General features: G+C 67.1%; 17 protein-coding genes. 12 read left to right on the forward strand and 5 right to left on the reverse strand.

The window, feature by feature from the left end; translation table 11 throughout:
* Nucleotides 1-3: 3 nt before the first annotated feature.
* Together AC0Z6F_RS10940 and AC0Z6F_RS10945 are read right to left on the reverse strand one after the other, a co-directional pair.
* Nucleotides 4-261, reverse strand: coding sequence for a helix-turn-helix domain-containing protein (locus AC0Z6F_RS10940; RefSeq protein WP_004134030.1), 258 nt, complete (start codon nucleotides 259-261; stop codon nucleotides 4-6).
* Nucleotides 262-418: 157 nt separating this feature from the next.
* A complete protein-coding gene (locus AC0Z6F_RS10945) occupies nucleotides 419-4,105 on the reverse strand; it encodes an indolepyruvate ferredoxin oxidoreductase family protein (RefSeq protein WP_197585121.1) in 3,687 nt (1,228 codons plus the stop codon).
* Between the two features lie 169 nt (nucleotides 4,106-4,274).
* Here AC0Z6F_RS10945 and AC0Z6F_RS10950 point away from each other — a divergent pair, with 169 nt between their 5' ends.
* Complete coding sequence (locus AC0Z6F_RS10950; protein ID WP_012509674.1) at nucleotides 4,275-4,910, forward strand: tetratricopeptide repeat protein; 636 nt, start codon at nucleotides 4,275-4,277, stop codon at nucleotides 4,908-4,910.
* A 538-nt stretch (nucleotides 4,911-5,448) separates the two neighbouring features.
* Here AC0Z6F_RS10950 and AC0Z6F_RS10955 read toward each other — a convergent pair.
* On the reverse strand, nucleotides 5,449-6,933 hold the full coding sequence (locus AC0Z6F_RS10955; protein ID WP_012509675.1) for an AAA family ATPase: 1,485 nt from the start codon (nucleotides 6,931-6,933) through the stop codon (nucleotides 5,449-5,451).
* A 123-nt stretch (nucleotides 6,934-7,056) separates the two neighbouring features.
* On the opposite strand from AC0Z6F_RS10955, the gene AC0Z6F_RS10960 reads away from it, so the two are divergent.
* The 9 genes from AC0Z6F_RS10960 (at nucleotide 7,057) to AC0Z6F_RS11000 (ending at nucleotide 16,016) form a co-directional block, all read left to right on the forward strand.
* Nucleotides 7,057-7,686 carry a ParA family protein gene (locus AC0Z6F_RS10960; RefSeq protein ID WP_012509676.1) on the forward strand — a complete coding sequence of 210 codons (630 nt, stop codon included), beginning with the start codon at nucleotides 7,057-7,059 and terminating at the stop codon, nucleotides 7,684-7,686.
* Between the two features lie 37 nt (nucleotides 7,687-7,723).
* On the forward strand, nucleotides 7,724-8,200 hold the full coding sequence (locus AC0Z6F_RS10965) for a SixA phosphatase family protein (RefSeq protein ID WP_004134282.1): 477 nt from the start codon (nucleotides 7,724-7,726) through the stop codon (nucleotides 8,198-8,200).
* A gap of 4 nt (nucleotides 8,201-8,204) precedes the next feature.
* Nucleotides 8,205-8,822 carry a YceI family protein gene (locus AC0Z6F_RS10970; RefSeq protein WP_004134285.1) on the forward strand — a complete coding sequence of 206 codons (618 nt, stop codon included), beginning with the start codon at nucleotides 8,205-8,207 and terminating at the stop codon, nucleotides 8,820-8,822.
* The gene (locus AC0Z6F_RS10975; RefSeq protein ID WP_004134289.1) at nucleotides 8,819-10,870 is read left to right on the forward strand and encodes a phospholipase D family protein; all 2,052 of its coding nucleotides are present in this window, start codon (nucleotides 8,819-8,821) and stop codon (nucleotides 10,868-10,870) included. Before AC0Z6F_RS10970 ends, AC0Z6F_RS10975 begins: the two co-directional genes overlap by 4 nt.
* 9 nt (nucleotides 10,871-10,879) lie before the next feature.
* Nucleotides 10,880-11,314, forward strand: coding sequence for a hotdog fold thioesterase (locus tag AC0Z6F_RS10980; protein ID WP_004134292.1), 435 nt, complete (start codon nucleotides 10,880-10,882; stop codon nucleotides 11,312-11,314).
* 120 nt (nucleotides 11,315-11,434) lie between these two features.
* Entirely contained in the window at nucleotides 11,435-12,226 is a 792-nt protein-coding gene (locus AC0Z6F_RS10985) for a lysophospholipid acyltransferase family protein (RefSeq protein ID WP_004134294.1), read from the forward strand.
* Nucleotides 12,227-12,278: 52 nt separating this feature from the next.
* Entirely contained in the window at nucleotides 12,279-13,268 is a 990-nt protein-coding gene (locus AC0Z6F_RS10990) for a YheT family hydrolase (RefSeq protein WP_485617246.1), read from the forward strand.
* Nucleotides 13,269-13,324: 56 nt separating this feature from the next.
* Nucleotides 13,325-15,394, forward strand: coding sequence for a tetratricopeptide repeat protein (locus AC0Z6F_RS10995; RefSeq protein ID WP_012509679.1), 2,070 nt, complete (start codon nucleotides 13,325-13,327; stop codon nucleotides 15,392-15,394).
* 10 nt (nucleotides 15,395-15,404) lie between these two features.
* Nucleotides 15,405-16,016: a YbhB/YbcL family Raf kinase inhibitor-like protein gene (locus AC0Z6F_RS11000; RefSeq protein WP_012509680.1), complete on the forward strand. Its 612-nt coding sequence runs from the start codon at nucleotides 15,405-15,407 to the stop codon at nucleotides 16,014-16,016.
* Between the two features lie 132 nt (nucleotides 16,017-16,148).
* Here AC0Z6F_RS11000 and AC0Z6F_RS11005 read toward each other — a convergent pair whose 3' ends face one another.
* On the reverse strand, nucleotides 16,149-16,976 hold the full coding sequence (locus tag AC0Z6F_RS11005) for an META and DUF4377 domain-containing protein (RefSeq protein WP_004134318.1): 828 nt from the start codon (nucleotides 16,974-16,976) through the stop codon (nucleotides 16,149-16,151).
* A 73-nt stretch (nucleotides 16,977-17,049) separates the two neighbouring features.
* On the reverse strand, nucleotides 17,050-17,844 hold the full coding sequence (locus AC0Z6F_RS11010) for an undecaprenyl-diphosphate phosphatase (RefSeq protein ID WP_032968051.1): 795 nt from the start codon (nucleotides 17,842-17,844) through the stop codon (nucleotides 17,050-17,052).
* A gap of 219 nt (nucleotides 17,845-18,063) precedes the next feature.
* Between AC0Z6F_RS11010 and glnA the strand changes: the two genes are divergently transcribed.
* Both glnA and AC0Z6F_RS11020 read left to right on the forward strand, forming a co-directional pair.
* A complete protein-coding gene (gene glnA, locus AC0Z6F_RS11015; protein ID WP_004134320.1) occupies nucleotides 18,064-19,473 on the forward strand; it encodes a type I glutamate--ammonia ligase in 1,410 nt (469 codons plus the stop codon).
* Between the two features lie 269 nt (nucleotides 19,474-19,742).
* The gene (locus AC0Z6F_RS11020) at nucleotides 19,743-20,081 is read left to right on the forward strand and encodes a P-II family nitrogen regulator (protein WP_004134334.1); all 339 of its coding nucleotides are present in this window, start codon (nucleotides 19,743-19,745) and stop codon (nucleotides 20,079-20,081) included.
* The last annotated feature ends 6 nt before the right edge of the window (nucleotides 20,082-20,087 follow it).

Below are 20,087 nucleotides of genomic sequence, written 5' to 3' on the forward strand. Positions count from 1 at the left end.
GGCTCACCACTCCAACGTTGACGTTGTCTCCGGGGGACTTCGCTGCTGCAATCTGACTTCCAGACCCAGCACTGCCCAGACCCGCATCAGCCGTTCGAAGCTTGCCGATGCCGGGTCGCGCTCCAATGCGCCTACTGCCTGGCGGCTTATGCCGAGCTGTGCCGCCAACTGCGCTTGGCTCAGGCCCGCCTGGCGCCTGAACGCACGCATCAGCGGTGCCAGTTGTTGAGGTGTCCTCACCGTGTGCAGCGGCCTGTCCATATCGGCAGTCCCCGAGAAAGTGACCGTACGCGAGCGTGTACGCAAAGGATAGGTTGCATTACGACAAGCAACCTATCTCTTTCCTTCGCTGGAGGCAACCTATCGATTGCTATCTCAGTATGCAATCAATAGGTTGCTTTTGCGCCGTCAGCGGCGCTCAAGCCACCTGCACGATATGCAGCGCCTTCGGGTTTCGCCACTGCGCCAGCAGGGCGGCTTCGCGCGCCTTGGCCTGCTCGAAATGCGCTTCCTTGACGTGGCCGAAGCCTCGGATGTGCTCGGGCACGCTGGCGATTTCCACCGCCAGTGCCAGGCGGCCGTCTTCCAGGCCGTCCAGCAGCAGCTGCACGGTGGCCTCGTAGTCACCGATCAGCTTGCGCTCCATGCGGCGTTCCTCGGTGCGGCCGAACACATCAAGTCGGCCGCCACGCAGGAACTTCAGCTTGGCCAGCAGGCCGAAGGCCTTGAACATCCAAGGGCCATATTCCTTCTTCAGCAACCGGCCCTGCTCGTCCTTCTTGGCGAACAGCGGCGGTGCCAGGTGGAAGCGCAGCTGGTAATCGCCCTCGAACTGCTGCTGCAGGCGGCGCTGGAAGTCACCGCTGGTGTACAGGCGGGCCACTTCGTACTCGTCCTTGTAGGCCATCAGCTTGAACAGGTAGCGGGCCACGGTCTCGGTCAGTGCAGTGGAACCGCCGATGCGGTCGGCTTCGGCGGCGCGCACGCGCTCGACCAGGCTGCGATAGCGGTTGGCGTAGGCGTCGTCCTGGTACTCGACCAGGAAGGCCGCGCGGCGCTCGATCATTTCGTCCAGCGAGCGCGACAGGCGGGCGTCGTCCAGCGGCAGGAACGCCACGTCGCCACCGTGCGAGGGCAGGCCACGCAGTTCGCGCTCGTCGCCGGTATTGCGCGGTGCCGCGGTGGCACCCCATTCGTTGCCTTCCCACTCACCCGGCGGCAGCGGATGCAGCGGCCCTGGGGTGGTTTCGGTATCGGTGTGGCGGTTGCGCACCAGGCCAGCAGCCTGCTGCACGGCCTGCGGATCGACCACGGCCAGGCGGCCCCAGGCGAAGGCCTGCTGGTTCATCGCTACGGCCGCGCCGTTGAGTTCGATGGCGCGCATCAGCGACTCGAACGACAGCGGCACCAGGCCCTGCTGCCACGCATAGCCGAGGATGAACAGGTTGGCGGCGATCGCATCGCCGAGCAGCGCGGTGGCCAGCTGGGTGGCATCCAGCAGCAGCGGTTCCTCGCCACCCAGCGCCACGCGCACACCGGCCACGATGTCGGCGGCGGGGAACTGCATGTCCGGGCGGGTGGTGAAGGTGCCGGGCATCGCTTCGTAGGTATTGAGCACCACCTGCGAACGGCCGGCGCGCACCTTCGACAGCGCCCAGTAATCGTTCACCACCACCATGTCACAGCCCACCACCAGGTCGGCTTCGCCGGCGGCGATGCGCACGGCGTGGATGTCTTCGGGACGACGGGCGATGCGGATGTGGGTGGTCACCGCGCCGCCCTTCTGTGCCAGGCCGGTCTGGTCGAGCACGGTCGCACCCTTGCCTTCCAGGTGGCCGGCCATGCCCAACAGCGCGCCGATGGTCACCACGCCGGTACCGCCGACGCCGGTGATCAGGATGTTCCAGGGTTGTTCCAGTGTGCTGCGGATGGTCGGTGCCGGCAGGTTGTCCAGCAGGGTGGAGGCATCGCGCTTGCTGCCCTTGCGCGGCTGGCCACCGTGCACGGTGACGAAGCTCGGGCAGAAACCATTCACGCAGGAATAGTCCTTGTTGCAGTTGGACTGATCGATCTCGCGCTTGCGCCCGAACTCGGTTTCCTTCGGCAGCACCGACACGCAGAAGCTCTTCTTGCCGCAGTCACCGCAGCCTTCGCAGACCAGCGAATTGATCAGCACGCGCTTCTGCGGATCTTCCAGCTTGCCGCGCTTGCGGCGACGGCGCTTTTCGGTGGCACAGGTCTGTTCGTAGATCAGGATCGAAACGCCCTTCACTTCGCGCAGGCGTTTCTGCACCGCATCCAGTTCGCTGCGATCATGGAACTCGACGTCGCTGGGGAAGTGCTCGCGCTGGCCGGTCCACTTGCCGATGTTGTCCGACAGCACCACGATGGTGTGGATGCCCTCGGCACGCATCTGCTTTGCGATGTCCGGCACGCTCAGCGGGCCGTCCACCGGCTGCCCGCCGGTCATCGCCACCGCATCGTTGTAGAGGATCTTGTAGGTGATGTTGACGCCGGCCGCGACCGCCTGGCGGATCGCCAGCGAGCCGCTGTGGAAATAGGTGCCGTCGCCCAGGTTCTGGAACACGTGGGGCGTATCGGTGAACGGCGCCTGCCCGGCCCAGGTCACACCTTCGCCGCCCATGTGGGTGAAGGTATCGGTGCTGCGGTCCATCCAGGTCACCATGTAATGGCAACCGATGCCGGCCAGCGCCCGCGAGCCTTCCGGCACCTGGGTGGAGGTGTTGTGCGGGCAGCCCGAGCAGTAGTGCGGTACGCGTGGGAAGCTGGCGCGCGGCAGCGCAAGCTCGGCTTCCTTTTCCTGCATCCACTGCAGGCGCTGCTCGATCGACTCGTTGTTGAAGAACTTCTGGATGCGGCGGCCGATCACGCCGGCGATGGTGGCCGGCGTCAGCTCACCGGTGGACGGCAGGATCCACTCACCGCTCTCGTCGTACTTGCCGACAATGGACGGGCGCTGGCCCCAGCTGGCCGGCCAGTTGAAGAACTGCTCCTTCATCTGGCGCTCGATGAAGGCACGCTTCTCCTCCACCACGATGATGTCTTCCAGGCCCTGCGCGAAGCGCGCGATGCCCTCCGGCTCCAGCGGCCAGGTCATGCCGACCTTGTACACGCGGATGCCGATGTCGGCGCAGGCGGCTTCATCCAGGCCCAGGTACTCCAGCGCCTGCAGCACGTCCAGGTAGCTCTTGCCGGTGGTGACGATGCCCAGCCGCGCGCGCGGCGCGTCCATCACCACCTTGTCGATGCCGTTGGCACGGGCGAACGCTTGTGCAGCCTTCACCGCATAGCGGTGCAGGCGCATCTCCTGGTCCAGCGGCGGGTCCGGCCAGCGGATGTTGAGGCCAGCCGACGGCATCTCGAAATCTTCCGGCAGCACGATGCGGCGCGCCATCGGATCGACCTCCACCGAGGCCGACGATTCCACCGTCTCGGCGATCGTCTTGAAGCCGACCCAGCGCCCGGTATAGCGGCTCATTGCCCAGCCGAGCAGGCCCATGTCGAGGATGTCCTGCACGCCGGCCGGGTTCAGCACCGGCATCATCGCGCTGACGAACTCGTCTTCGCTGCCGTGCGGCAGGGTCGAGCTGCGGCAGGCATGGTCGTCGGCCGCCAGTGCCAGCACGCCACCATAACGCGAGGTGCCGGCTGCATTGGCGTGCTTGAACACGTCGCCGCAACGGTCCACACCCGGGCCCTTGCCGTACCACATGCCGAACACGCCCTGCACGTTGGCACCGGGGAACAGGTTGGTCTGCTGCGTGCCCCACACCATGGTCGCGCCCAGGTCCTCGTTGAGGCCGGGGGTGAACTTCACCTTGGCTGCGTCCAGATGCTTGCGCGCGCGCCACAGTTCCAGGTCGAAACCACCCAGTGGGCTGCCGCGGTAGCCGCTGACGAAACCGGCGCTGTCGATGCCTTCGGCGGCGTCGCGCAGGCGCTGCATCAACGGCAGCCGTACCAGCGCCTGCACGCCACTCAGGTAGATCCGCCCCTCGTTGCGTGTGTACTTGTGGTCGAGCGTGTAATCACGGTCGAGCAGGTCGGCGGAAGAGGGCGAAGTGAGTTGCGCGGTACTGGTCATGGCTGGCCCGGTGAGGATCGGCTGGCACCGGCCGCGTGCAGGCACGCGGCGGGAAAGGCGCGAATTGTAGCAGCGGGGCCGCGAGGCCCCGGCACTCGCGCCAGTGGCGGCGCCGGGGTTAGGATCGGGGGGAGAGAGGGAGGCTGCGCTTGCGGCCTGGGGAGAAGGGATGTCAGTTTCAGGAAAGATCCTGGCCAGCGTGCTGCTGGCTTCGGGAGCGGCCACTGCGTGGGCCGCGCCGGCCCTGCCGGCACCACAGGAGTTCTACTTCGACAGCGACCTGGCCGCCACGCCGATGGTGGCGATACAGGGCGAGGGCGATGAGCTGGTCACCCAGCTGGTCAAGCTGCGTGAACGCGGCCGGCGCGCGGTTGAGGCGACGGTGCAGCTGGCGTCAGTGGCTGGCGCCCAGGGCCGCAGCGAGCTGGCCGAGCAGCTGTATGGCGAAGCCTTGAAGGAGGCATCGGCACAGAGCAGCAGTGGCCGCAGCGTGCGCTGGAACTACGGATGGGATCTGTTGCGCCAGGGCAGGGTGGAGGCGGCACTGGAACAGTGGCTTTCATCGGCCGGCAACGCCCGTACCAAGCCCAGCTGGGTGCCACCGACCTACGCGCTGGCGCTGTGGCGGCTGGGGCAGAAGCAGGAGGCAGTGCAGTGGTACGCCGCTGCGGTGCGTACCGAGCCGTCGCAGTGGAATACCACGGCCAACTATGGGCAGCTGCTGCCGCAGTGGCGTGAGGATGAGCGCGCGACGCTGGCTGAGGTGCAGCAGGCCTGGGCGGCCGCACCACCTGTCTGGCCCTGAGGGAAGGGGTTCGGCCGGGTTGCACCCGGCACCCGCAGAGGCAAGGGCTGAAGCAACAGCAACAGCCGAAGCAACAGCGGGCTTCCTGCGGGATGGCGGGGCACTGTGGGTTTGCGGGGCCGCCGTGAACCCGTCCATGGGGGCTTGGTCGCCGCATCCATGCGGCTCACACCCCGCAAACCCACAGTGCCCCGCCTTCGACAGATTCCGGCAGCTGTTGGTAGGTGCCGACCTTGGTCGACACGGTAGATCCACGCCATGCGTGGACGAATCTGTATCGGAATCGATTTTTCGATATCTGATCGAAGAGCAGCCGAGCGTGGGCTCGGCTCTACAGAAGGCGGCCAACCAACTGGCTTTTGCTTTTGATTCTGCTTTTCTTTTTTCTTTTCCGTGGCGGACGCACTCGGAAATTGTCAGAGGCCGGGCGGGGTGGGTTCACGGCGTCCCCCGCGAATCCATCCCGCCCGGCCAAGCGCGGCTTTTGATGTTCACAGTCAACCAGCCGCCACGAGGGGCTGCGCCGTTCGCTGGAAACTCAGTCGTCCGCGGAAACCGTCCGCCCCGACGCCCACGCCCGCAGTGCTTCCACCTGCTCGGCCATCAGCACCGACAGCGGGCGCGTGGCGCGGATCTCGTTCATCAGCAGCTCGGTGTCCAGCGGCCGGCCCTCGGCATGTGCCGCATACAGGCCGGCCACGATCGCCTGCTCGATCTCGGCGCCGGAAAAACCATTGGCGGCCGCCGCCAGCGCGGGCAGTGCGAAATCATCGGCGTTGAGCTGGCGCCGGCCCAGGTGCAGCCGCAGCAGTTCCACGCGGACCTCCGGCGAGGGCAGGTCGACGAAGAAGATCTCGTCGAAGCGCCCCTTGCGCAGCAGCTCGGCCGGCAGTTCGTGTACCTGGTTGGCGGTGGCGACGATGAACACCGGCGCTTTGCGTTCGGCCATCCAGGTCAGCAGGTAACCGAGCACGCGGCGTGACACGCCGCCGTCCTCGCCTCCGCTGGCCAGGCCCTTTTCGATCTCGTCCATCCACAGCACGCAGGGCGCCAGCTGCTCGGCCGAGGCCAGTGCCTGACGCAGGTTGGCTTCGGTCTCGCCGTGGTACTTGTTGTACAGCGCGCCTACGTCCAGGCGCAGCAGCGGCACGCCGAAGCCGGCGGCGGTTGCCTTGGCCAGCATCGACTTGCCGCAGCCCTGCACGCCCAGCAACAGCATGCCGCGCGGCGGGTCCAGCCCGGCCGGCGCCGAGCCGGCGATGAATGCGACCCGGCGCTGGTTGATCCAGCGCTTGAGCCGGTTCGCTCCGGCCACGTCGCCGAAGCGCGCGCTGTCATGTTCGAAGAACAGGTGGCCGCTGCGGTTGAGCAGCTCGAACTTCAGCCGCGCCAGCTGCGGCAGGTCGTCGTCGCGCAGTGCGCCGTCGGCGTAGATCAGCTGGCGCGCGATGCGCCGGGCATCGACCAGGCTCAGGCCCTGCAGGTTCTTCAGGATCTTTTTGACCGCTTCGCTGTCGACTTCAACCCGACGACCACCATGCTCGCGTGCATAGGCATCGGCCTCCTCGCGCAGCATCTTCAACAGGGCGTTGGCATCGGGCAGGCGCGGGTTGAAGCGCACCGCCAGCGCTTCCAGCTCGGCCGGCAGCTCAACCTTGGCGCCGATCAGCACCAGCACGTGCGGCTCGCTGTGGCGGCGCTGGATCAGGTCGCGCAGGGCGCGCTGGTGGCTGGCATAGCCCAGGTAGGGATGGAAATCGAGCAGCAGGTAGACCCCGCGCTGGTCGGCCTGGCGGATCATCTGCAGGGCCGCGCTGGCATCGGGCGGCCCGACCGCCGGGTCCTCGCTGTCCAGGTCGATGCGGCGCAGGCCCTCGGTGATCGACCAGCGGTGCAGGGCCCGCCAGACGTGCATCAGCGTCTGCCGGAACAGTTCGACGATGCGACCCTCATCCTGGGTCTCGATCACGATCAGGGGGGTATTGGCGCGGATCAGTGCGCTCAGGTCCTGCAGTTCGCTCATGCCGGTTCGATCCTTCGGGGGCGCCACGATAGCAAAGGCGATGGCCGCAGGTTCAGCGCGGTGCTACCTCCCGTCACCACCGCCGGTGTACGCTCGGGGCACGTACCCGGAAGCGAGGCTGGCATGAAGACGATCCTGGTGGCCGGTTCCAAGGGCGGGGTGGGCAAGACCACCGTCGCCACCCACCTGGCCGCGTACGCGGCATTGCAGGGCAAGGCCACGGTGATCGCCGATGCCGACCCGCAGGGCTCCAGCACCCGCTGGGCGCAACGGCGTGCCGGGCTGGAAAGCGCGGTGCTCCCCATCGACGTGTATCGGAAGAAGCAGTGGGCGCAGAAACTGCCCGACGGCACCGAAACCGTCATCATCGATGCCCCGGCCGGGGCGTTGGCCGACGATATCCCCCATTTCCTTGACGCTGCCGACGCGGTGGTGGTGCCGGTGCTGCCCTCGGCGCTGGACATCGAAGCCATCGTCGGCTTCCTCAACAGCCTGGCCCAGAACCCGCGCGTGCACAGCCGCAAGCTGCCGGTGGGGCTGGTGCTGAACCGCACCAAGCCCTGGACCCAGACCTCGCAGCAGGCGCTGCAGATGCTGTCCGAATGGCCGTACCCGGTGGTCGCGCAGCTGCGCGACAGCCAGAGCTACGTGGTCATGACCGGCCTGGGCCGCAGTCTGTTCGATTACCGCTCCGCCCAGGTGCGCGAGCACCAGGCCGACTGGGAACCCCTGTTGTCCTGGTTGAAGCTGTAAGAGTCGTAGGTACCCACCCCTTTATTGGAATCCCGCAATGCGCGAACTGATCCTGCTCCGTCACGCCCATGCCGAACCGGCCGTTTCCGGCCAGGCTGATCTCGACCGGCCGTTGTCGCCGGTGGGGCTCGCCGAAGCCGAAGCCGCCGGCAAGTGGCTGAAGGAGAACAAGCTGCTGCCGGACTGCGTGCTGTGTTCCCCTTCGCGACGGACCCGCGAGACCCTGGAAGCGGTGATGGCGGCCATCGGCTATGTCGAAAAGCGCCTGGAAGACCGTATCTACGAAGCGACCCCGGGCACCCTGGCCGCGCTGGTGGATGAGCGGCGTGACCTGGACAGGGTGCTGATCGTCGGCCACAACCCGGGCCTGGAGCAGCTGGTGGCGCTGATGACCGACGGCACCAGCAGTGACTACCGTGGCATGCCGCCGGGTGGCGTGGCTGTGCTCGGTTTCCCACGCGAGGCCTCGATCGAGCCGGGCGTGGCCAGCCTGAATGCGTTCTGGTGGCCGTGATCCGATGAGCCTGGCGCGGCGCAGCCGCTTCCTGCTGCCCGTGCTGCTGGTATCCGGCCCGGCCTGGGCTGCCGCACCACCGCCCACGACATTGCCACCGGTGGTCGCCGAGGCGCACCGCGTGTTGCGCCTGGATACGCAGCGTTCGCAGATCGGTTTCGAGGTGCGCACCCGCTTCGGGCAGCGCATCGAGGGCGTGTTTCCGCACTTCGAGGGACGCATCGAGATCCTCTCCGACGGCCGCCACCAGGTGCACCTGAAGATGTTCACGCGCTCGGTCGAGATTCCCGGCAAGCCGCGCTACACCGGTTGGATGCGCGGTGAGGAGTTCTTCGATGCCGGCCGCCATCCGGTGGTCGAGTTCGACTCCCTGCCGTACTGGCCGGAGACCGTGGAGGACGGGGGCGACATCAACGGCAGGTTGACCCTGCGTGGGATCAGCCACCCGGAGTCGCTCAAGGTCGAGAAGGCGGACTGCGCCCGACCCGGCTATGATTGCGACGTCGTCAGCCGCGGTACCGTGCAACGAGGCCGGTATGGCATGGAAAGCTGGCAGCTTGCCTTGAGTGACCGAGTGACTTTCGTATTGCGTGCGCGCCTGAGCGAGGCGCCTAAACCGTGAACCACCTGCTGCGTGTACTGGCGCTGGCAACCGTGTTGCTGGGCAGTGGTTGTGCATCGCTGTCGCATGCCGAGCGCGACCGGGCCGAGGCCATCGCCGTGCAGGCGCGCTCGACCCAGGTCGATTGCCAGCGTGCCGACCGTTGTGCGCTGGATTCGCCACTGCGGGCCCTGGCCGGCCGGGCGTTCACCGAATCCACCCCGGAACGGCCGCAGCATTACGCCACCCTGCTGGATGAGGGCGAGGGCGCCCTGGTCGCGCGGCTCAACCTGCTGCGCAGCGCCACCCGCAGCATCGACCTGCAGACCTACATCTTCGACAAGGACGACAGCGCCCGCCTGGTCATCGACGAGCTGCTGGCCGCATCCCGGCGCGGGGTCAAGGTGCGGGTGCTGATCGACCAGCTCTCGGCGATCTCCGACCTGGAGATCCTCGGCGCGCTGTCCGGTGCCCACCAGAATTTCCAGCTGAGGGTCTACAACCCGACCTTCGGCAAGGCGCGCCTGAACTATTTCGACTACGCCGGCAGCGTGCTGTGCTGCTTCCGTCGCTTCAACCAGCGCATGCACAACAAGCTGCTGGTGATCGACGATGCGATCGGCGTGGTCGGTGGCCGCAACTACCAGGACGACTATTACGACTGGGACCGCGAGTACAACTTCCGCGACCGCGATGTGCTGATCGCCGGGCCGGAAGCGCGGGCGATGGCGGCCAACTTCGATGCGTTCTGGCGCGCGCAGCGCAGCGTGCCGGCCGAACGCCTGAACGACGTGGGCCGTACCCTGCTGCGCCAGGGGGTGCCCACATTGCCCCCGGCCACCTTCCGCCGTCCCGAGCGGGTGCAGCGGGTCAGCGCCGAAGCCAATGACATGGACTTCGTCACCCGTTCCTTCGTGGATACCGCGCTGCCGGTGGCCTCGGTGCGCTACGTCGCCGACCTGCCGCGCAAGCACCGCCGGGAGAAGGCCGATGCCCCGCTGGCGGGCCAGCACGTGACCGAGCCGCAGCTGGACGCACTCATTGCCGGTGCGCAGAAGGAAGTGATCCTGCAGACGCCGTACCTGGTGCTGTCCAAGCCGGCGCAGAAGCTGTTCCGTGAGCTGCGCAAGCGCCCGCAGCCGCCGCGCGTGGTGGTGTCCAGCAACAGCCTGGCCGCCACTGACAATCCGATCGTTTATGCGCTGTCGTACAAGTACAAGCGGCGCAACATGCGCGAACTGGGCTTCAACATCTTCGAATACAAGCCGTTCCCGCTGGACGCACCGGTCGACTACCGCAATCTGCTGCCCGACCCGATCGCCGCGCCTGATGGCGTGGATGACAGTGGTCGCAATCCGTTGATCGGTGGCAGCGCGGCGGGCAGCAATGCGGGTGGTGGCCGCGATGGCGGCTCCAGCGGGACCGGCAAGCAGGGTCCGGTGAACCACCGCCACAGCGACGGTGCCTATGACAACGCGCGCGCGCGCCGCCGTGCCGCGGGCAGCGAGGTCGAAACGCGGCTGTTGCGCACCGAGACCCGGCCGTCGTTCCTTGGCAGCAAGGCAGTCAACAAGCCACTGCCGGTCACCCGCAAGGGCGCGCGCATGGGGTTGCACGCCAAGTCGCTGGTGGTCGATCGCCGCATCGGCGTGGTCGGCACCCACAACTTCGATCCGCGCAGCGAGAACTACAACACCGAAGGCGCGGTGATCATCGACGACCCGGCCTTTGCCGAGGAACTCGCCCAGAGCATCCTGCGCGACATCCACCCGCAGAACTCGTGGACGGTGGCGCCGCGGGCGAAGCCGCCAGTGCTGTCGGGGCTGAACTACAGCGTCGGCAAGGCCTCCGAAGCGCTGCCGATCCTCGACTTCTGGCCGTGGCGCTACGCCACCGACTATGAATTCAAGCCCGGCCCGGACTGCCCACGGCCGCTGCCGAGGCAGGACCCGGATTTCCATCGCTGCTACAGCGCCGTCGGTGACTTCCCCGAAGTCAACGTGGGGCCGAAGTGGCTGCTGGTGCGCATGCTGACCGCATTCGGTGCCGGCCTCGTTCCCATTCTTTGAAGGTGCCGCATGACCCAGGTATTCCGCGAAGCCGTTTCCATCGAGCAGCTCAACGCGCTCAGTCGCAACACGGCCATTGAATCGCTGGGCATCATCTTCAGTGCGGTCGGCGACGACTGGCTGCAGGCCACCATGCCGGTGGACGAGCGCACCCGCCAGCCCTACGGCATCCTGCATGGCGGTGCCTCGGTGGTGCTGGCCGAAACCCTGGGCAGCAGCGCCGGCAACCTGTGCGTGGATACCGCAAAGCAGATCTGCGTGGGCCTGGAGATCAATGCCAACCACGTGCGTGCCGTGCGTTCGGGTACGGTCACCGGCACCGCCCGCGCGCTGCACGTGGGCCGCAGCACCCAGCTGTGGGAGATCCGCATCGAGGATGAGCAGGGGCGGCTGGTGTGCATCTCGCGGTTGACCCTGGCAGTGGTGGCCGCCGGTCACGGTTGAGCCCCCGGAGGGCGCGTTGACGGCAGCGGAACCCAGCGTTCCCCGCCGATTGCCCCGGTCAATGGCGGTTATGGCCTAAATCGGCTGGCAGCTGCTGCGGCGCTCCGGTATCGTGCGCGGATGACTTCCCCCACTCCGGCCCCCCGTGGCGGCGTGGCGCGTGTGTGCCGTTACCTGTACCGCGTACCGCTGCTGTTGGTCCACATCACCGTGTTCCTGCCGCTGATCCTGATCGGCATGCTGCCGCCGTGGGGCGAGCTACGCGTGGGCGAGGATACGTTCGGGGCCAAAGTGGTGAACTGGTGGCAGGGCGGGTTGATGTGGATCTTCGGCTTCCGCCTGTCGCAGGTCGGCAGGCCGCTGCCGGGCGCGGTGCTGTTCGTCGCCAACCACGTCAGCTGGGTCGACATCTCCATCCTGCACAGCCAGCGCATGATGGGCTTCGTTGCCAAGCGCGAGATCGCCAGCTGGCCGCTGGTCGGTTGGCTGGCCGCGCGCGGGCAGACCATCTTCCACCAGCGGGGCAACACCGAATCGCTCGGTGGGGTGATGCAGGTGATGGCCGACCGGTTGCGTGCCGGCAAGGCGGTGGGCGTGTTCCCGGAAGGGCGCACCCGTGGCGGCCACGAAGTGGGTCCGTTCCATGCCCGCATCTTCCAGGCCGCGGTTGAAACCGGCGTGCCGGTGCAGCCGGTTGCGCTGGTGTACGGGGCGAAGGGCGACGCACAGACCATCGTCGCGTTTGGTCCAGGCGAGAGTTTCGCCGCCAATTTCCTGCGCCTGCTCGGTGAGCCGGCGCGGCATACCGAAGTGCATTTCCTGGAGCCGATCGGTACCCAGGACCTGGAAGGCCGTCGGCGCATCGCGGAAACCTCGCGCGCGCGCATCGTGGCGGCCATGAGCACGCAGTGAGGATGCGGTGGCCCTGATCCCGCCACCCGTCCTGGACGCCGGTACGCCGACGCTGCATGCGTCCGACTACCAGCCGCCACGCTGGCTGCGCAATCCGCACCTGCAGTCGATGCTCAGCTCCAGCCGCATGCGCCTGCAGCGCGGCCTGCTGCTGCTGGCGGCCACCGGCGCGGTCAGCGAAGAGCTGATCCTGGATGGCGGCGACGGCGTGCGCCTGCAGGGCTGGCACAGCCATGTCGAAGGTCGCGAGCCCAAGGGCATCGCCCTGCTGCTGCACGGCTGGGAGGGCAGTGCCGAATCCAGCTACATGCGCATGGCGGCCGCGCGCATGATCGAACAGGGCTTCGATGTGGTGCGCCTGAACTTCCGCGACCACGGCAACACCCATCATCTGAACCCCGGCATCTTCCACTCCAACCTGATCGACGAAGTGGTACATGCCGCGGGTGACATCGCCCAGCGCTGGCCGCAGCTGCCGCTGGTGGCCGCCGGGTACTCGCTGGGTGGCAACTTCGTGCTGCGCCTGGCCCTGCGTGCGCCGGCGGCCGGCGTGCCGCTGCTGCGCGTGGCCTCGGTGTGCCCGGTGCTGGACCCGGCGCTGACCATGGACAGCATCGAGAACGGCCCGGCAATGTACGACTGGTACTTCCGGCGCAAATGGGCCGGTTCGCTGCGGCGCAAGCGTGACCTGTTCCCCGAGCTGAGCGACTGCGACGACCGCGTGCTGAAGCTGGACATCCGCGCGCTGACCGCATGGCTGGTCGAACGGCACACCAGCTTCGGCTCGCTGCAGGCCTATTTCGACGGCTACTCGATTGCCGGTGACCGCTTGTCCACCCTGCAGGTGCCGGCCGACATCCTGATGGCCCAGGATGACCCGGTGATCCCGTATGTGACCTTCAGCGACTGGCAGCTGCCGCACCAGGCACACCTGGAAACGGCCTGCTGGGGAGGCCACTGCGGCTTCCTCGAAAACTGGCGGGGTGATGGCTTCTCCGAGCGCTGGGTGGCACAGCGCCTGCAGCGGGTGCTGCAGGGCTGAACCGGCACCGGCGTGCGGGCCGCTACAATGCGGGTTTGCACTTGAAGCGGACTGCCATGCAAGACCAGATCATCCAAGCGCTGCGCCAGAACCAGGCCGACCAGGCCGTGCAGCTGGCCCAGGCGTGGACCCGTGATGAACCCGGCCTGGCCGAAGCCCACCGCTGGCTGGCGCTTGCGCTGCAGCAGCAGGGCAACGCCGAGCACGCGATGGACGCCCTGCAGGAGGCGCTGCGCCTGGCCCCGGACGATGCCCAGCTGCACCTGCAGCAGGCCGGCCTGCTGCTGGCCCTGCGCCAGTTCGAAGGTGCTGACGAGGCGTTGGCGCGCACCACCGGCCTCGATCCGAATTCCTTCTCCGCCTACCTGATGCAGGCGCACCTGGCGATCGGCCGCAACGACTTCGACGAAGCGGCGCGCGTGTCGACGCTGGCGTCGCGCGTCGAGCCGGATCACCCGGAGCTGCTGACCATCGACGGCATGGTTGCCCTGCGCCGCGGCGATGCGGATCGCGCGCTGTCGCTGCTGTCGGCCGCCAGCAAGGCGTTGCCGGACGATCCCCGCGTGTTGTATGCACTGGGTTTTGCCTATCTGGGCAAGGACATGCTGGCGTTCGCCGAGCAGTCGTTCCGTCGCGTGCTGGAACTGAACCCGTCGCTTTCCTCGTTGCACGGCCTGGTGGTGCAGCTGGCGCTGCGCCAGGGCAATGTGCCGGCTGCGGCCGAAGCGATGCAGGTGGCCCTGCAGCAGCCGCAGATGGACGTGCCGGCGATGCGTCGCCTGGCCGGCGAGCTGTCGCTGCGCAGCGGCCAGCCGCTGCAGGCGCTGGAGTACCTGCTGCCGCTGCTGGAAACGCAGCCGGATGACCGCCAGATGCTGCAGCTGCTGCTGATGTCATGGCAGCGCCTGGGGCGTGAGGATGAAGCACGTGCTCGACTGGACGCGGTGCTGGAAAACAATGACCAGCTGCACGACGTGTGGCTGGCGCGGCTGGCGATCGAGCAGGTGGGCAGCGAAAGTGCGGTGACCGCTGTCGAGCGCTGGATGGCAGCGATGCCCGAGCATCTGCCGGCACTTGAGGCACGCCTGCGCCTGCACGACATGGCCGGTGAACATGCGCAGGCCGAAGCGATTGCCGAGCGTATCGTCAGCCAGGAGCCGGGTCGTGTCAGTGGCGAAACCCGCCTGGTTGAAGGCCTGCTGCAACGGGATCCGGCCGCTGCCGTGGCTCGCGTGCAGGCACTGATCGACCTGGCGCCGGAAGGCCATCGCGCCGATCTGCGGACGTGGATGGGCGAGATCCAGGACCGTGCCGCGCAGCCGCAGGAAGCGCTGCGTACGTGGATGGCGCTGCAGGCCGACCAGGCGCCGCAGCGCCTGCCGCTGCCGCCGCAGGCCAAGGCCCCGCCGAGCTGGCCGGACAAGGGCGATATCGACGGTGATGCCACCTCCGCGCCGATCTTCCTGTGGGGCGCACCGGGTTCGGGCGTGGAGCGCGTGGCGACCGGCCTGGCCGCCGCCAGCCCGGTGCTGCGCAGTGACCGCTACACCAACACGCCGCCCGATGATGCGTTCCAGAACTACCACACGCTGCAGGATCTGGCCTCGGGCGTGCTGACCCCGGAGCGGCTGGTGGAACGCTGGCGCGAACAGCTGCCGGCACGTGGCCTGCAGAACGACACCGTGATCGACTGGTTGCTGTGGTGGGACAACGCCCTGCTGTGGGCGCTGCGCCCGCAGCTGCCGCAGGGCCGCCTGCTGCTGGTGCTGCGTGACCCGCGCGACATGCTGCTGGACTGGGTGGCCTACGGCGCCGCCGCGCCGCTGGCGATGACCTCGCTGGCCGAAGCCGGTGAGTGGCTGGCGCGTGCGTTGACCCAGGTCGCCACGTTGCATGAGGAAGACCTGTACCCACATGTACTGCTGCGCATCGACCATATCGGCAACGATCCGCAGGCAATGGCTGAACTGCTCGGCCGCCTGTTCGAGCGGCCGATGCCGCCGGCGGCGCAGCTGGGTGCACCGCGCCTGCCGCCTGGCCATTGGCGCAACTACCGCGACGTGATGAGCGCCGCTTTCGCCCTGCTCACCCCGATTGCGGTGCGCCTGGGTTACCCGGAAGAGTGAGGAGCGTCCGATGCAATTGAGCAGTCACAGCCTGACCAACGGTGCACCGATCGACCGCGAGTTCGCCGCCGGCGATGCCGCCGGCTTCGCCCCGGACCGCAATCCGCACCTGGCCTGGAACGGCGCGCCGGAAGGCACGCGTTCGTTCCTGCTGGTGTGCGTGGACCCGGACGTGCCGACCGTGCCTGAAACGGTCGGCCGTACGGACATGACCGTGCCGCGCGATCAGCCGCGCTGCGATTTCGTGCATTGGGTGATGGCTGATATCCCGGCCTCGGTGCAGGAGATCGCAGCAGGCAGCTGCAGCGACGGCTTCGTGGTCAAGGGCAGGACCGCACCGGCTGGCCCGGCGGGCAGCCGCCAGGGCCTGAACGACTTCACCGGCTGGTTCGCCGGCAACCCGGACATGGCCGGCGATTACCTGGGCTATGACGGCCCGTATCCGCCGTTCAACGACGAACGCGTGCACCGCTATTTCTTCCGCGTATTTGCGCTGGACGTGGCCTCGCTCGATCTGCCGGCGCGCTTCACCGCCGCCGATGCCTACCGCGCCATGCATGGCCACGTGCTGGCCGAAGCCGCACTGCATGGCACCTACACGTTGAACCCGGCGCTGGGCTGAGGCTGTATATCGGGTAGTGCCGGCCGCTGGCCGGCATGTCCCATGTCCGCCGGAGGTGCCTGTGGCAGCCGGCCAGCGGCCGGCTCTACCGCCAACGAAGAAGGGCGGCCTTTCGGCCGCCCTTCCATCGTTTTATTTCTTCTCGATGGCCGACTCGACCACCATGTCCAGCACGTACGCCTGCGACGGCGCATCGGCCGGCGGGTTCTTCACGTCGTAGCGCTTCACGCGCACCACGTTGCGCACGCCGTCTTCGTGGGTGTAGCCCTCGATGCTGCCGTAGAAGTTCTCGAACTTGCCCGGCTCGCCCTGCTTCAGGCCCTTGTCGTCGAACTTGACCTCACGCACCTGCAGGCACTGGTAGTCCGGGATCAGCGGGTGCGAGCACTTCTGGGTCTTGGCGGCCACTTCCAGGAACACGGTTTCGCCGGCGCCGCCGTAGCGGGTTTCAGCGGTCGGCTCCGGGTTGAACACCAGCACATCGCCCTTGGCGGTGGTCAGGGTCAGCTTGCCGTCGGCGTCCTGTTCGGCCTTCAGCTCGCCCTGCAGGCGGCTCGACACGGCCTCGTCCAGCGCCATCAGCGCCTTGTCGGTGCAGGCCATCAGGGTCGAGGCCATCGCGCTGACGCTCAGCTTGCCGTCGGCCAGGGTGTAGCCGCCACCCATGTGGTTGCAGGCGTTGCTGACCGACAGGCGGCCATCAGCGAAGTCCAGGGTGACCGGCTTGTCTTCGCGTGCGAACAGCGCGTCGATGCGCTTGCCGTCGGCTGCGGTGGCCTGCTGCAGCAGCCAGTGCTGGCTCTGCAGGCGCTGCGCGTCCAGGTGCGCCAGCGTCTGCTGGTCTGCTGCCTTGGCGGCGGCCGGGGCAACGTCGTCGCCGCCGGTGCCGGCCGGGGCCGGGGTCTGGCTGCAGGCGGCCAGCAGGGCCAGCGGGAGGAGCAGGGTGAGCTTGCGGTTCATGGTGATTCTCCTTGGGGAACCGTGGGGGAAACGGGGTGGGGTCGGCAACGGGGTTACCGCGCCCCGGCGCTGTTCAGCTGCCGGAGGGCAACCACAGCAGCAGCGCGGCGCCCAGCGCGATGCGGTAGAGCGCGAACGCGGTGAACGTGTGCGACTTGATGTAACCCATCAGCCACTTCACTACGACGAAGCCGGTGATGGCCGCGGCAACGAAGGCCACACCCACCTCGGTCCAGTTCTCGCTGGCCAGGTTTCCTTCCTTGGCCAGTTCCAGGAAGGTGTACGCACTGGCGGCGAACATGGTGGGAATGCCGACCAGGAACACGAACTCGGCGGCGGCGGCGCGGCGGCTCAGCCCCAGCAGCATGGCCAGGAAGATGGCCGAGGCCGAACGCGAAGTGCCGGGAAACACACCGGCCACCACCTGTGCCAGGCCAACACCAATGGCCACCGTCCAGGTCACCTGGTCGCGGTCGGGCAGGCGTGCGGTGTAGGCCTCCACCAGCAGCATCCAGATGCCGCCGATGATCAGCGCCCAGGCCACCGGGCTGACCGTTTCCGGCAGCGACCAGCCGGCCTTGCGCACCACCAGGCCGACCACCGCGGTTACCAGGAAGGCGGCACCGAGCTTGAACACGTAGTCGCGGTTCTCACGCTGCCCGAAGCCCGTGGCCAGCTGCAGCAGGCGCTGGCGGAACACCAGCACCACCGCCAGGATCGCGCCGGCCTGGATGATGATGTTGAAGAAGTCCGATCGCGCGCCCAGCCAGTGCTGGGCGATCAGCAGGTGGCCCGTGCTGGAGATCGGCAGGAATTCGGTCAAGCCTTCGAGGATGCCCAGCAGCAGGGCAGAGAGCAGATCGGACATGGACAGGGCGGGTGCGGGCGGCGATAGAAGGTCGAAAGAATAGACGATCCATGCCGCACCAAACGGGTGCGTCTGGTCCTTGGTGCACCCGTTTGGTGCGCGCTGTTCTGCACCGATCCGGGGCGGCCTTTTTGAAATCAATGACTTGCAGGTGACCAAAAGTTGGCACGGTCGTTGCTGTACCTCAGCAGGCATTCATCCCCATCCGAGGTCGTACCGATGTCCGTGGAAAACGTAGAAAAGCTGATCAAGGACAACCAGATCGAGTTCGTCGACCTGCGTTTTGTCGACATGCGCGGTGTCGAGCAGCACGTGACCTTCCCGGTCAGCATCGTCGAGCCGTCGCTGTTTGAAGAAGGCAAGATGTTCGATGGCAGCTCGATCGCCGGCTGGAAGGGCATCGCCGAATCGGACATGGTGCTGCTGCCGGATACCGCCAGCGCCTACGTCGACCCGTTCTACGCCGATCCGACCATCGTGATCAGCTGCGACATCCTCGATCCGGCCACCATGCAGCCGTATGGCCGTTGCCCGCGCGGCATCGCCAAGCGCGCAGAGTCGTACCTGAAGTCCTCGGGCATCGCCGAAACCGCGTTCTTCGGCCCGGAGCCGGAATTCTTCATCTTCGATTCGGTCCGCTTCGCCAATGAAATGGGCCACACCTTCTTCCAGGTCGATTCGGAAGAAGCGGCATGGAACAGCGGCGCCAAGTACGACGGCGCCAACAGCGGTTACCGTCCGGGCGTGAAGGGCGGCTACTTCCCCGTTCCGCCGACCGACACCCTGCACGACCTTCGCGCTGAAATGTGCAAGACCCTGGAACAGGTCGGCATCGAAGTGGAAGTGCAGCACCACGAAGTGGCCACCGCCGGCCAGTGCGAGATCGGCACCAAGTTCAGCACCCTGGTGCAGAAGGCCGACGAACTGCTGCGCATGAAGTACGTCATCAAGAACGTGGCGCACCGCAACGGCAAGACCGTCACCTTCATGCCCAAGCCGATCGTCGGCGACAACGGCAGCGGCATGCACGTGCACCAGTCGCTGTCCAAGGGCGGCACCAACCTGTTCTCCGGTGACGGCTACGGCGGCCTGAGCCAGATGGCGCTATGGTACATCGGCGGCATCTTCAAGCACGCCAAGGCCATCAACGCCTTCGCCAACTCGGGCACCAACAGCTACAAGCGCCTGGTGCCGGGCTACGAAGCACCGGTGATGCTGGCCTACTCGGCCCGCAACCGTTCGGCTTCGTGCCGCATCCCGTGGGTGTCCAACCCGAAGGCACGCCGCATCGAAATGCGCTTCCCGGATCCGATCCAGTCCGGCTACCTGACCTTCACCGCGCTGATGATGGCCGGCCTGGACGGCATCAAGAACCAGATCGACCCGGGCGCACCGAGCGACAAGGACCTGTACGACCTGCCGCCGGAAGAAGAGAAGCTGATTCCGCAGGTCTGCTCCTCGCTGGACCAGGCGCTGGAAGCGCTGGACAAGGACCGCGAGTTCCTGAAGGCCGGCGGCGTGATGAGCGATGACTTCATCGACGGCTACATCGCGCTGAAGATGCAGGAAGTGACCAAGTTCCGCGCGGCCACCCACCCGCTGGAATACCAGCTGTACTACGCCAGCTGATCGGGCGGCTGGGGAGCCGTCGTTGCACGGGGTCGGATCCTTTTCGCACCGCGAAAGGGTTCTGACCCCAACCCAGGGGCAAGAGAGAGACCGGATACGCGACCAGGGCCGCCCTCCCTCCCGCGTCGGTCGTGCAAGGAGAGAGGCACGGCCGTCCCGGCCCAGTACGTGTCCGGTGCAACAGCCACGGCCATCGCCACGATGGCCCGTGGTTGCCTGATGCCATCGCGCGCTGGCGCGCTGGCCCCATCCACCATCGGGACATGCGCATGAAACTGATCTCCGCCATCATCCGACCGTTCAAGCTCGACGAGGTCCGCGAGGCCTTGTCCGATGCCGGCGTGTCGGGCATCACCGTGACCGAAGTGAAAGGCTTCGGTCGCCAGAAGGGCCACACCGAGCTGTATCGCGGTGCCGAGTACGTGGTCGATTTCCTGCCCAAGATCAAGATCGAAACCGTGGTCACCGACGAGCGTGCCGATGCGGTGATCGAAGCGATCCAGTCGTCGGCAGGCACCGGCAAGATCGGTGACGGCAAGATCTTCGTCACCGCCGTCGAACAGGTCATCCGCATCCGCACCGGCGAAATCGGTGCCGACGCGCTGTAACCCCCT

The sequence above is a fragment of the Stenotrophomonas sp. 1L-E-5-B-C3 genome (genome assembly GCF_057292075.1).

Bases quoted from the DNA above. Each gene is read 5' to 3' on its own strand.
- AC0Z6F_RS10940 (WP_004134030.1), bottom strand. From the start codon at position 261: ATGGACAGGCCGCTGCACACGGTGAGGACACCTCAACAACTGGCACCG.
- AC0Z6F_RS10945 (WP_197585121.1), bottom strand. From the start codon at position 4,105: ATGACCAGTACCGCGCAACTCACTTCGCCCTCTTCCGCCGACCTGCTC.
- AC0Z6F_RS10950 (WP_012509674.1), top strand. From the start codon at position 4,275: ATGTCAGTTTCAGGAAAGATCCTGGCCAGCGTGCTGCTGGCTTCGGGA.
- AC0Z6F_RS10955 (WP_012509675.1), bottom strand. From the start codon at position 6,933: ATGAGCGAACTGCAGGACCTGAGCGCACTGATCCGCGCCAATACCCCC.
- AC0Z6F_RS10960 (WP_012509676.1), top strand. From the start codon at position 7,057: ATGAAGACGATCCTGGTGGCCGGTTCCAAGGGCGGGGTGGGCAAGACC.
- AC0Z6F_RS10965 (WP_004134282.1), top strand. From the start codon at position 7,724: ATGCGCGAACTGATCCTGCTCCGTCACGCCCATGCCGAACCGGCCGTT.
- AC0Z6F_RS10970 (WP_004134285.1), top strand. From the start codon at position 8,205: ATGAGCCTGGCGCGGCGCAGCCGCTTCCTGCTGCCCGTGCTGCTGGTA.
- AC0Z6F_RS10980 (WP_004134292.1), top strand. From the start codon at position 10,880: ATGACCCAGGTATTCCGCGAAGCCGTTTCCATCGAGCAGCTCAACGCG.
- AC0Z6F_RS10985 (WP_004134294.1), top strand. From the start codon at position 11,435: ATGACTTCCCCCACTCCGGCCCCCCGTGGCGGCGTGGCGCGTGTGTGC.
- AC0Z6F_RS10995 (WP_012509679.1), top strand. From the start codon at position 13,325: ATGCAAGACCAGATCATCCAAGCGCTGCGCCAGAACCAGGCCGACCAG.
- AC0Z6F_RS11000 (WP_012509680.1), top strand. From the start codon at position 15,405: ATGCAATTGAGCAGTCACAGCCTGACCAACGGTGCACCGATCGACCGC.
- AC0Z6F_RS11005 (WP_004134318.1), bottom strand. From the start codon at position 16,976: ATGAACCGCAAGCTCACCCTGCTCCTCCCGCTGGCCCTGCTGGCCGCC.
- AC0Z6F_RS11010 (WP_032968051.1), bottom strand. From the start codon at position 17,844: ATGTCCGATCTGCTCTCTGCCCTGCTGCTGGGCATCCTCGAAGGCTTG.
- glnA (WP_004134320.1), top strand. From the start codon at position 18,064: ATGTCCGTGGAAAACGTAGAAAAGCTGATCAAGGACAACCAGATCGAG.
- AC0Z6F_RS11020 (WP_004134334.1), top strand. From the start codon at position 19,743: ATGAAACTGATCTCCGCCATCATCCGACCGTTCAAGCTCGACGAGGTC.